General features: G+C 59.6%; 7 protein-coding genes. 2 read left to right on the top strand and 5 right to left on the bottom strand.

The window, feature by feature from the left end; all coding sequences use genetic code 11:
- Positions 1-187: 187 nt before the first annotated feature.
- From IPP95_12985 to IPP95_12965, 5 genes are all read right to left on the bottom strand, one after another.
- Positions 188-2,902 carry a hypothetical protein gene (locus tag IPP95_12985; protein ID QQS72079.1) on the bottom strand — a complete coding sequence of 905 codons (2,715 nt, stop codon included), beginning with the start codon at positions 2,900-2,902 and terminating at the stop codon, positions 188-190.
- Positions 2,903-3,072: 170 nt separating this feature from the next.
- On the bottom strand, positions 3,073-4,038 hold the full coding sequence (locus IPP95_12980) for a MoxR family ATPase (protein QQS72078.1): 966 nt from the start codon (positions 4,036-4,038) through the stop codon (positions 3,073-3,075).
- A gap of 24 nt (positions 4,039-4,062) precedes the next feature.
- The gene (locus IPP95_12975; protein QQS72077.1) at positions 4,063-5,460 is read right to left on the bottom strand and encodes a peptidylprolyl isomerase; all 1,398 of its coding nucleotides are present in this window, start codon (positions 5,458-5,460) and stop codon (positions 4,063-4,065) included.
- Positions 5,444-6,310: a hypothetical protein gene (locus IPP95_12970; protein ID QQS72076.1), complete on the bottom strand. Its 867-nt coding sequence runs from the start codon at positions 6,308-6,310 to the stop codon at positions 5,444-5,446. The genes IPP95_12975 and IPP95_12970 overlap by 17 nt, the downstream gene beginning before the upstream one ends.
- A gap of 2 nt (positions 6,311-6,312) precedes the next feature.
- Complete coding sequence (locus IPP95_12965; protein QQS72075.1) at positions 6,313-8,463, bottom strand: peptidylprolyl isomerase; 2,151 nt, start codon at positions 8,461-8,463, stop codon at positions 6,313-6,315.
- 184 nt (positions 8,464-8,647) lie between these two features.
- Between IPP95_12965 and IPP95_12960 the strand changes: the two genes are divergently transcribed.
- Both IPP95_12960 and hydA read left to right on the top strand, forming a co-directional pair.
- On the top strand, positions 8,648-10,345 hold the full coding sequence (locus IPP95_12960; GenBank protein QQS72074.1) for an NCS1 family nucleobase:cation symporter-1: 1,698 nt from the start codon (positions 8,648-8,650) through the stop codon (positions 10,343-10,345).
- 73 nt (positions 10,346-10,418) lie between these two features.
- Complete coding sequence (gene hydA / locus IPP95_12955; GenBank protein QQS72073.1) at positions 10,419-11,798, top strand: dihydropyrimidinase; 1,380 nt, start codon at positions 10,419-10,421, stop codon at positions 11,796-11,798.
- The last annotated feature ends 2 nt before the right edge of the window (positions 11,799-11,800 follow it).

Genomic DNA, 11,800 nt, shown 5'->3' with positions numbered 1-11,800 from the left:
GCGACATGGCGAGAAGGGCGAAAAGGGAAAAACTTAGCTTCATTCGTGCTCGGTTGACCTGTTTGGAAGCGAAAGTACGTTCAACCGAATTGCAAAGTCAAACCCTGCCGATCAAATCAAATAATTCATCTGCGAAAAATTCGATCTTGTCGATCGAAGAACCGATGTTCATCTGCCCTGGACCAACCTATGGCAGTTGCTCCATCCGGATATCCGTGGGCAGGTTTCCCTCGATATTCAAGAGGATGGGGTCCCTGTCGTTCCCGGATCCCGTATACCGCACGAACCCGTCCATGGAACAATCCTCCGGGAAGTATCCCTGAATACTGGCCGTCGGGTCCGGCGCCGCGATCCTGTCGAGGATCGGGTCCCGGTCATTTTGAGTCCCCGTATAGCTAAGCTTGTTGTCCGTCCAGGCATTTCCCATCCACAGCAAGCGCTCGCTGCCTGAAGGCTTTCGCGCATCGGTCCCGTAGGTGGCGGTCGCGAGGGAGGTGAAGTCCACGGTCGTTGCCGTTCCGTTCAAGGTGATCGCCTGCGCCGTCATGCAACCCAGGTGGTTCCTGTGCCGAACAGCGACAAAATAATTGCCGGGTTGCTCCGCGAATGAGACCGGGGATGTCCCGTCGACATCCACGACATCGCCATCCCGTTGGAGCAAGGCTTGGCGCGTGGCCACCAGTGCGGAAGGTGAACCGGCAGCACGGAGTTCCAGGCGCACCCAATCAACGATCGCATCCGCCCCGGTGTTCAGAAGTACTCCTGAGGCGCACGTCTCCCCTCCCCCGTTCCCAGCTTGAGCAAATCCGAGCGTGGTATAGGGTTCCGCCGTGGGCACCAAGCTGGCCGCCCTCAGGTCATCCTTCATAATGCCTCCTGCCACATAGGGGCCTTCCAGCCACACCTTCGCCTGGATAAGCACCTGCTCCGGAGCGGTGATCGTGAAGTCCTGATCGCTGATATCAAAGAAGATATTGCCGTTGGCCCGGACCATCACCCGGGCCGTCGTAGTGGCCAAGTTCGGCAGATCCACTGCGGCAGTCCCGTCGTTCGGCGTGGCGCTCGCCAATGTGTACGGATAAGTGAGACCCCCATCCGCGCTCAACAGAATGTCCACGTTCGCGCAGTTCACCGGTGACCCGGTAGTGCCTGCCGGGTTCCACGTGACCGCTTGGCTGCTCATGGCAGGCCATGTCAATGCCGTGTTGGGCTGGGTCACGAGAAATGGGCCGGAGCTTCCACTGACGGTCACGGTCATGTTGTCCTGGTCGTTGCAGCCACCACCTGCGGCATTATCACGGACAGTGACGCGGAAGCTGTACGTACGCGGGACGTCGGCCAGCACCTCCCAGTTGGGTGACGGGGGCGTTCCGGAAGCAAGGGTCTCAAGATTGGGGAACCATCGTTGCGGACTTGGGGTGGGAAGCCAAGGGCGGAAATTCGGGCCATCATCGCTGGATGCCTCCGGAGGCTGGGTGGAGGGCTGGTAATCCATCTGCTCCCAACTGTACGTGAGGCTGTTATCGGTATCAACGTCCGCCCCTATGGCGGTGAGCACAAATGGCGTGTTCCGCGGTATGGTGCGGTCACCGCCGGCGCTTACCGTGGGCGACATATTGACCAATGGCACCGTCTGTGGACATCCACTGCTATTGCCTCCGGTGATGTTGGCGTGGATCTCCTCGAGGCTGTACCCGCCGAACATGTCGATACTGTGAGCCTCCACATTCGGGGAGCACACCCCCGCATAACCCATGATGGTGATGCCGCTCCCTACTTCCACGGCGGCTTGGCCCGCCCGGTTGCAACTGTTGTTCTGTGTGTGATTGCCCCCGTACTGATGACCCATCTCGTGTGCTACGTAGTCAATATCGAAGGGGTCCCCGACAGGTGCGGACTGCCCCGTGACGCCCCCCGCCTTATTGCCCGTGCACGGTGAGTTCAGATAGGCCACGCCTCCACCACCAGTGCTAAAAACGTGCCCGATGTCATAGTTCGAGTAGCCGATCACCGCGTCGCACTTGGTCTGGTTCTGACCCAACATGGTCCCTCCACTGTTGTTGCTGTAACCATCGGTCGTGGTGTTCGTGAACACCAATTGGTCATTGTTCGCCACCAGTACCATGGTCAGTGCCGCTTCACGTTCATAGACCCCGTTTACCCGGTTGAGCGTGGTGGCCATGGCCGCGATGGCCGGTGCTTTGTTCGTCCCTGTTGCCCCGAAGAAGTTGGCATACTCTCCAGTGCAGGCCAAGGCCAAGCGATAGGTGCGGAACTGACAATCCCCTGCTCGGGCCGCACCGGCTTGTGCGATCCACTGGGCCGTTTGCGCCATGGCGTGCGGCACATCGTTCACTTCGTCGTAGGTGCAGGTGATGGGGCTTCTCCCTGATCCGGGGCGCAGGTCACGCTTCCAATAGACCTGATGGTCCACACCGTTCCCCATGGCGACAGGGTCGATGAACGCATCCCCGCCGGGCAGGCCCGTGATCATTCCATGAAAACCGGCCGGAGTGAGATCGAACTTCAAGCGGACCAGCGGATCATCAATAGCGACACCCGAATACGTCCGGATGTAGGCATACCGCTCCGCCATCCGGCCCTGCATCAACGGGGTTTCCAGATAACGGAACAGCCCGAGATCCCCGTTCGGCAAAGGAAGTGTGATCACGGCGGTGGCAGAAGCCAGATCCAGGACCGTTCCGCGGTCAACATGACCCAAGCGATCGCGCATGGCCATTGTATCCAGCCGGAAACCCAGCGCCTTGTCCGGGTTGATCATGCGCCTCTCCTGCGCCATGGAGGTCAATGGGGTGGATCGCCAAAGAGCGCTCCCTTGAGCCAAAATATTCTGGTTGAACGAAACGAGGATCAATGGGAGCACGAGGTCTCGAAAGGTCATTTTGGGGAGCTGTATTGCGGATCGGTTCATCGCTTTCGGGCGTCCTTGGTCCCAAGGCACGTCAATACGATAGGTTCCGTACCCGCAAATTGGTGAAAAAAGGGACACGGCACTTCTAGGACACCGCGAAAACGTGCGATCGGCCCCTCTTCACTACCGGGGATCGCTGGTCAGAGCAGCTCGCGGATGATGCGTTCCGCGGTGACCCCTTCGGCCTCGGCCTTGTAGTTACGTACCAAACGGTGCCGCAGGATCGGTTCCGCGACGGCCTGCACATCCTCGATGTCCGGGCTGAAACGTCCCCGCACCAAGGCGTGGCATTTGGCCCCGATCACCAAGTACTGGCTCGCCCGCGGCCCGGCTCCCCAACTCACATGGTCCCGGATCACCGCCGGTGTTCCCGGCATTCCGGGACGCGTGCTGGTGGCCAACTTCACGGCATACTCCATTACATTGTCCGGCACCGGAATACGCCGCACCAGCCCTTGGTAGAAGAGGATCTCTTCAAGGCTCATAACAGGCTCCACGGTGGCCGTGGTCCCACCGGTAGTGGCCTTCACCACCGCAAGTTCGTCCTGATAGGAAGGATAATCCACCCAAATGTTGAACATAAAACGGTCCAACTGTGCCTCCGGCAAAGGATAGGTTCCTTCCTGCTCAATAGGGTTCTGCGTGGCCAGCACGAAGAAGGGCTCAGGCAGTTTGAAGGTGTTACCTGCCGCAGTGACGGACTTTTCCTGCATGGCCTCCAGGAGCGCCGCCTGGGTCTTGGGCGGGGTCCGGTTGATCTCGTCAGCGAGAATAATGTTGGCGAAGAGCGGCCCCTTCACGAAGCGGAACTGGCGGTCTTGGTCGAGCACTTCGGAGCCGATGATGTCACTGGGCATCAGGTCCGGTGTGAACTGGATCCGGTTGAAGCTGAGGCCCAGCGCACCGCCCACGGTGTTCACCAACAAGGTCTTGGCCAATCCCGGAACACCCACCAACAAACAGTGGCCCCGGCTGAAGATAGCAATAAGCACATCGTCCACCACCTTGTCCTGCCCGATGATGACCTTGTTGATCTCAGCTTTCAACCGGCGGTATTTCGCGCCGAACTCCTCCACTGCTCGCACATCACTGTTCTCTCCGCTCATGCTGATTCGTATTGATCGTTCAAATTAGGGCTGTTGCGCCGATGCAGCGATCCAGGGATGCTCGAAATTGCAGCCTTGATAGGCCGGTATGATGTTCACATAGGTGCCGGTGAGCTTCTCCTTCACCCACACATCCACGCTCCGTTGGCGCAGCTTCGCCTCCGCAGCCTGCTGGACCAAGGGATAATCCTGCACCAGGTCCATGCGGTGCGGATCGGTGCGCTTTATTAGACGAAGGACCCGATACCCTTTATTCCCGTCCGGGTCCTCAAACGCCTGAGGCTCGCTGATCTGGCCCACTTGGAGCTTGTCCAGCACGAGGAAGTTCTTCTGGTCCAGATCGCCGATGGCCCAGTGCGGGCTATTGCTGTTGGGTTCGATCACCAGACCGTTCGTGCCCTTGGTGTCTTCGTCGTCATTGTGGTCCGTTGCGGCTTTGCTGAAGTCCAGTTTTCCGTCACGCACTTGGGTCATCAGGCTGTCCAATCGGTCCTTTACCCCGAGCACGTCAGCCGGGGAGGCTTTCGGGATCAACAGGATGTGGCGGGCATTGTACTGTTCGCCCTTGCGGTCGATCATCTCCATGATGTGATATCCGTACTTGGTCTTGAACACCGGGGATATCTCCCCGCCCTTCAGGCTCATCGCCACGGCATCGAACTCGGGCACCATCACGCCTTGCGGGACCATGCCCAGCTCGCCGCATTGGGCCGCCGAACCCGGGTCCTCACTGTAGAGGATGGCCACGGTGCAGAAGTCCTTCTCCCCTTTCACGATGGCATCGCGGTATTCCTCCAGTTTCAATTTCACGCGCCGGTCTTCATTTTCCGTGGGTCTGGCATAGATGGAAATGCGCGCGAACTCCACCCCGGCGTTGATGAAGGGCAGGCTGTCCTGGGGGATGCTCTTGAAGAACTGCTCCACCTCCTTGGGTGTCACCCGTGCATCCCCAGTGATCTTCTGCTGCATCTGTTGGCTCATGAGCTGGTCCGAGACCTGGTCGTGAAAGTCCGCCTTGATCTCAGTGACGCTCTTGCCGTAGAATTTCTCCAGCTTCTCCCGCCCGCCGATCTGCTGCTCGAAGTACCGGATGCGACGGTCCAGCTCGGCCCCGACCTGCACCTCGTCCGGGATCACGCTGTCAATGCGTGCCTGCTCCAACAGCAACTGTTGGTATAGCAGATCCTCGAACTCATTGCAGGCCAAAGAATCCGTGACCTTTTCCCCGCTTTGACGTGCCTGTTCCAGCCTGCCCGCCAATTCGCTGTACAGGATAATGCGCCCGGCCACGTTACCGATGACCCCATCGATGTAACGGCCCGGAGGTGCGGGCTGCTGCTCCTGCGCATGCGCCGGTGTTGCACCACTGCCGATGGCAAGCAGGCCCAGGACCACCAAGGCATCTTTATGGGAAACGGACATCCTTCTTGGCCAGTGCATTGGTGTAGAGTTCTTCGCGCATTCGCTCCACGAGCTTGAGCTTGCGCTGATTGATGAGAATGGATCGGACCTGTCCGGCCACCATGTCGATCGGCGAGGTGCTGTCTTTCAATCGATGGTCGAGAAAGTCCACGAAATAAGTGCCGTTGGCGTCCTCCACGACCACCTTCTGCTGTCGCTGCAACCAGTCCGTGGGATTGTCCGGGCGCAAAGGTACCTGCTGCTGTAAGGCGGTAAACTCCACCCAATCGTCATGGCTGTCCACGATCGTGGTGCCGCGCTGGGCGAGAAGCACCTCAAGCCTATGGGTATCTTCCTCCTTTTCACTCCGCCACAATTGCTCCACCCGCTTGATCAGTTTCTTGTCCTTGTCCCGCAGCTTGAACCAGCGGACGCGGACGATATTGTCCTTCAGCTGGAAATTGGCGATGTTCTTGTCGTAATAGTCCTGGACCTGGGAACCGCTGACCACGGTATCCAGGTTCTGCAGGACCAGTGCCTGCTCGTACGCAAATGTGAGCAGCGATTCCCGATAGGCCTTGATCCGGGCCTCCACGTTCATCTGGTCCTTGTCCAGGTTCTCCTCGGCCATGTGCAGCATTACGCGGTCCCTGGCCCAGTTGTCAAGGAACCGGCGCGCGATGGCCGCGCTATCCTCCGGGGAGGCGTCCATGGGCACCACGGGGCGCAGGTCGCTCCAATACAGATTGTCGCCGTATGCCTCGGCCACTATACTGTCAGAAGGATCGCGGTCCGCCCCGCAGGATGCAAGGAGAAGGGCGGCGATGACCGCCGCCCTTCCCATGCTCGTTCCGGGGCAATATGCCGCCATGGTCACTTGATGCTGTACAGCACGTCCTGTTCAACCTTCACCGGGTACTTGGCCCGCAGCTCCTTGATCCAGTCCTTTTCCAGTTGGTCCTGATAAGCAGCGGTCACCAGTCCCCGGGCCTCGATCAGCGGCTTGGGCTCGGGCTGCACCACCTTTTTCATGTCAGCGAAGAGCACCTTGCCGTCCGCTGCCACGTCTGTGGTCAGCCCCGGTAATGTGACATCCTTGATCAGCGGTTTCTCCTCCTTGGTGAACAGCCCGCTTTCGATGGAAAGCGCGGTCGGATCCTTCTTGTTGACGATAGCCAGCAGGTCTTTGCCCGCTTTCCCCTTCTTCACCAGGCCGCGCACCTGCTTCGCTACATCGGCATTGGCACAGGTGTAGATGTCCAGGTCGTAGCGCACGGGGTACATGAAGTCGAACTTGTGCTGCTCGTAGTAATTCTCCAGTCCTGCCGTGTCCTTTACCGCCTTGCTCCAGACTTTCTCATCAGTGAGCTCGAACAGCAGGATACCGTCGCGGTATTCCTTCATCAGCATCCGGAACTCCGGATATTTCTTCTCCAGGTTCCCGTCCTCAAAGGCCAATAGCTGGTCGTCCACGAACTGGTCGAAATGGTCCTTCACATACGGGCCTATCGGTTGCACGGGACCGCGGCGCTGCTTCTGCTGGATGTAGTCCAACAGGTCCATCTGGCTATAGCTCTTGCCGTCGATGGTGAAGACCGGCTTGGTGAGCTTGGCATTGTGCCCCTTGTCGTTCACCCATCCCTGCTCCACGTCGCGCACCACCACGGTATCATCCGGCATAGGCGGGATCTTGCCCTCCATCTTCGCGAGCGGGCTCATCATCTTCCCGTTCTTCAACGCGCCGGTGATGGTGCGGTCATATTTCAGGCCGTTGTGCGTCACGACGGTCTCCTCGGCATCCTTGCGCAACAAGGTGTCCATCGCCATTGTGCCCTTCCTGAAGACCGTGGTGTCCAATGCCTTTTCTACGGCCGCCTGGTTCTTGGGGAATGCCTTGAAGTGGTACTCGCTCCGCAGGTCGGCCAGGAATTTCTTCCGGGTGATCTCCGCACGGCTGTCATGGGCGATCTTGGTCTTTAGCTCGCCCTTCACTTCCTCGAAGTTGGGAGGCGGGGTGTAGCTCAGGCGCTTCACGATGTGCCAGCCGTAGGAGGTCTTGAACGGGGTGCTCAAGTCGCCGTCACTTTGTAGAGCGAACGCTTTCTCCTCGAACTCAGGGATCATTTTGCCCGTGGTGAACGGCGGAAGTTCACCACCCTTGGTGTTGGTGGCGGCATCGTCGCTGTACTTCATTGCAGCGTCCGAGAAGCTCAACTCGCCGCTCTTGATGCGGCCATAGGCCTCTTCGATCTTCTTCTCCGCCTCCTGCTGCTTCTCGGGGCTGTCCTCGTCGGTGGTGCGGATCATGATGTGGGCCACCTTGACCTCTCCTTGTGCCGGTCTCCTATCGGTGGCCTTGATGATGTGGTAGCCGAACTTGGTGCGCACCGGTCGGCTCACCTGCCCCACGGGTGTGTTGTAGGCCGCATTCTCGAAGGGGTACACCATCTGCAGCACGCTGAAGTAGCCAAGGTCGCCACCATTGGTTTTCGCGCTTGGGTCATCGCTACCGCCCTTGCTTTTGGCCACGGTGGCGAAATCCTCCCCACCGACCACACGGGCGCGCAACGCCTCGATCCGTTTCCAAGCGGCCAACGTGTCTTCCGGTGAGGCGTCCGGGTCTACCTGCACCAAGATGTGGCTCGCACGGATCTCCTCTTTTTTGCGGTTGAACGCTTCCTGCATCAGCTGGTCGTTCAGGCCGCGATCGATCAGGTAGGGTCGTGCCAATTGCGTGCGATAGCCCGCCAGCTCGCTTTTGAACTTCGACACCGTGTCCATGCCAAGGTCTTCAGCCGCACGCACCTTCAGCTTGTAGTTGATGAAGAGGTCCAAGTATTCGTCCAGAGCCTCCTTGGTCACCGGCGCGTCCTTGTTGTTCTTCTTGTAGATCGACTCGAACTCGCTGCGCGAGACCGGCTGGTTCGCCACGGTCATCAAGGTGGGGTCGTTCGCGTCGGTCTGCGCTTGTGCTCCGAAGGCCAGTATGCTCAAGGCCGCTCCGAACAAGATCCGCTTCATCATGGGATGGTGCATTGTAAAGGGCGACAAATGTAACCGGATCGGCAAGTGGAGGGCCGGGGCAGGGCCGCTTGCACGTTAATAAGATCCAACCTGCCCCGTTTCACGCCATTCCCGGCTTGGGGACCTTCCCGGTAAACATCCACTGCCCGCGCAGCCTACATTGTTCCGATATTCACTTTCGCTAATGGAGCAACAACTTCCCGCCGACCTCACCAGCTCCCCCCTCTACAGTGCCGATCTGGCGCCTATCCCGGCCAATAAACGCACCTGGAACGTATGGAACTTGGCTGCGCTCTGGGTGGGCATGGCGGTGTGTATCCCCACCTATCTGCTTGCCTCGTACATGATGCGGGCCGGCCTCAGTTGGCAGGCGGCGATCACCATTATCGGCCTCGCCAATCTGGTGATCACCGTGCCCATGGTGCTCAACGGCCACGCCGGCGTGAAATACGGGATCCCTTTCCCCGTGTTGGGCCGCTCGGCCTTCGGGACGCAGGGCATCCACATCCCCAGCATGGTGCGCGCCATCGTGGCCTGCGGTTGGTTCGGCGTGAACGCGTGGATCGGCGGGCTGGCGCTCTATTCCATTTGGAACACGGCTCTCGGCATACCGGGCGATCCCGGCCTTAGCATGGGCAAATTCGTTGCCTTCGGGGTGTTCTGGCTGATCCAGATCTGGTTCATCTGGCGCGGCACGGAAAGCATCAAGTGGATGGAGACCTGGGCCGCGCCGATCCTGATCGTGATCGGACTGCTGCTGATCGGTTGGGGGGCGAAGAACGCCGGTGGTTTCATGAACGCATTGGAGCAGGGCAAGCAGTTGCAGCACGGCACGGTGACCATGGCGAAGGCCACGGACTCCCCCGGCCGAACGTTGGTGCTCGCACCACTGCAATACACGGACGGCTCGCTCAAGGCCACGCACTATCGCTTAGTTCCGGAGTCGACCGAGGATCCGGAGGCAACCCACTGGACCCCGCTCACGAATCCCGTGACCGAAGTGCCCATCGGCCTGCGGACCACCGCGAATGTGCAGTTCAAGGATGATGCAGGCAATCTGTCGAGCATCGTGACCGTGAACGCCGAGGCCCCGCCCGACGAAGGTGTCGGCTTCTGGAGCTACCTGCTCTGGTTCACGGCCATGGTCGGATTCTGGGCCACGATGGCGATCAGCATTTCGGACATCACGCGCTTCGCAAAGACGCAGAAAGACCAGCTCGCGGGCCAGTTCATCGGGCTGCCCGGCACCATGCTGTTCTACTCGTTCGTCGGCATATTCGTCACCAGTGCGGCCGTGGTGGCCTTCAAGGACGTCCTGATCGCCGAGGATGCACCGTGGGACCCCGTCACGCTCGTGAGCAAATTCCAGAACCCGGGGGTGGTGATCTTCGCGCAGTTCGCCATGCTGATCGCCACGCTCAGCACCAACATCGCGGCGAACGTGATCGCACCGGCCAACGCCATCAGCAACCTCTTTCCGAAAAAGATCAGCTTCCGTGTTGGCGGCGTGATCGCCGGGCTGATCGGCGTGGTGATCTGCCCTTGGTGGCTGATGGACGAGATCAGCGGCATCCTCGTCTTCGTAAGCGGTCTGCTCGGTCCGGTGTTGGGCATTCTGCTCTGCGATTATTTCCTCGTGCGGAAACGCACGCTCATACTGGCGGACCTGTACCGAGAGAACGGGCCGCACGCCGGGGTGAGCAAGCCGGCATTGATCGCCTTGATCGCGGGAGTGCTTGTGGCTCTGATCGGCTATTGGGTGAAGCCGCTGGAAGCGCTTTACCAGCTTTCGTGGTTCACGGGGTTCATCGTGAGCTTCGTGGTGTATGCAGTGCTGAAGCGATGGGATGCAACAAGAGCCACCGCCCGAACATCCTCTTGAAGCCCATCCTACAACACCAAAATTCCCCTAACACCGGGCGGTGAATGCCCAGCCTTGGTACATTCGGCACACCATGAGCATATTGATCAAGAACGGGACCGTTGTCACCGCCGCCGACCTGCACCGCGCGGATGTTCTCATTGAAGGTGAACACGTAAAGGCCATCGGGCACGACCTGAAAGCGGAAGGCGCCGAAGTGATCGACGCGAAAGGCCTGTTCGTAATGCCCGGCGGCATCGACCCGCACGTACACCTTGCCATGCCCTTCATGGGCACCTTCAGCAGCGATGATTATTCCACCGGAACGCTCGCCGCGCTCCACGGCGGCACCACCATGGTGATCGACTTCATTCTACAAACGCAAGGCAAGAGCCTGCACCATGCGCTGGAAACCTGGCAGGGCCGCATGAAGGGCAACCTCTACGGCGACCTCGGTTGGCACATGGCCGTCACCGATTTCAACGACGACACGAAGAAGGAGGTGAAGGAGATGATCGAGCAGGAGGGCATCACCAGCTTCAAGACCTTCATGGCTTACAAGGGCGCGCTGATGATCGACGACCGCCAGATGGTGGGCCTGATGAACGAGGTGAAGGCGAACGGCGGCATCGTTACCGTGCATGCCACCAACGGCGACATGATCGACTTCCTGGTGCAGAAGAACCGCGCGGAAGGGAACATGGCGCCACTGTACCACTATCTCAGCCAGCCGGAGATCACCGAGGCCGAGGCCACCGGTCGCTTTGCCGACATGGCCTCCTACACCGGCGTGCCCGCGTACATCGTACACATGACCTGCGAAGGCGCGCTGAACCATGTGCGCGACGCAGCGCGACGCAACCAGCGCGTGCTGGCGGAAACCTGCATCCAATACCTGCTGCTGGATGCCTCGTTGTACGAACGCGAGGACGGCGCGAAGTGGGTGATGAGCCCGCCGCTGCGCGAGAAAAAGGACATCGCCGCATTGTGGGGCGCAATAGACCAAGGCACCGTGCAGGTGGTGGCCACGGACCATTGCCCCTTCACCTTGGAGCAGAAAGCCATGGGCAAGGACGATTTCTCGAAGATCCCCAACGGGCATCCCGCCATCGAGCACCGCATGGAACTGCTCTTCAGCGAAGGCGTGAACAAGAAGCGCATCACGCTGAACAAATTCGTGGAGGTCACCGCCACCAACCCGGCGAAGATCTTCGGGATGTTCCCCCGCAAAGGCACCATCGGCATCGGCAGCGACGCGGACATCATCCTCTTCGACCCGAACGAGAAGCATGTGCTCAGCGCGAAGACGCACCACATGAACACGGACTACAGCGGCTACGAGGGCAAGGAACTCACCGGTAAGGTGAAGACCGTGATCCTGCGCGGCCAAGTGGCCATCCATAACGGCGAGGTGAAGATCAAGAAAGGCTACGGACAGTTCGTGAAGCGGGCGAAGGTATCGGGGATGCTTTGAGC

The organism is Flavobacteriales bacterium (genome assembly GCA_016700415.1).
Taxonomy (GTDB): Bacteria; Bacteroidota; Bacteroidia; order Flavobacteriales_F; family PHOS-HE28; genus PHOS-HE28.
Note: the sequence above shows the minus strand (reverse complement) of the source record. Positions and strands in the feature narration are given on the sequence as shown.

Coding starts and splice junctions, on each gene's coding strand:
- IPP95_12965 (QQS72075.1), bottom strand. CDS start 8,463: ATGATGAAGCGGATCTTGTTCGGAGCGGCCTTGAGCATACTGGCCTTC.
- hydA (QQS72073.1), top strand. CDS start 10,419: ATGAGCATATTGATCAAGAACGGGACCGTTGTCACCGCCGCCGACCTG.
- IPP95_12980 (QQS72078.1), bottom strand. CDS start 4,038: ATGAGCGGAGAGAACAGTGATGTGCGAGCAGTGGAGGAGTTCGGCGCG.
- IPP95_12975 (QQS72077.1), bottom strand. CDS start 5,460: ATGTCCGTTTCCCATAAAGATGCCTTGGTGGTCCTGGGCCTGCTTGCC.
- IPP95_12985 (QQS72079.1), bottom strand. CDS start 2,902: ATGACCTTTCGAGACCTCGTGCTCCCATTGATCCTCGTTTCGTTCAAC.
- IPP95_12970 (QQS72076.1), bottom strand. CDS start 6,310: ATGGCGGCATATTGCCCCGGAACGAGCATGGGAAGGGCGGCGGTCATC.
- IPP95_12960 (QQS72074.1), top strand. CDS start 8,648: ATGGAGCAACAACTTCCCGCCGACCTCACCAGCTCCCCCCTCTACAGT.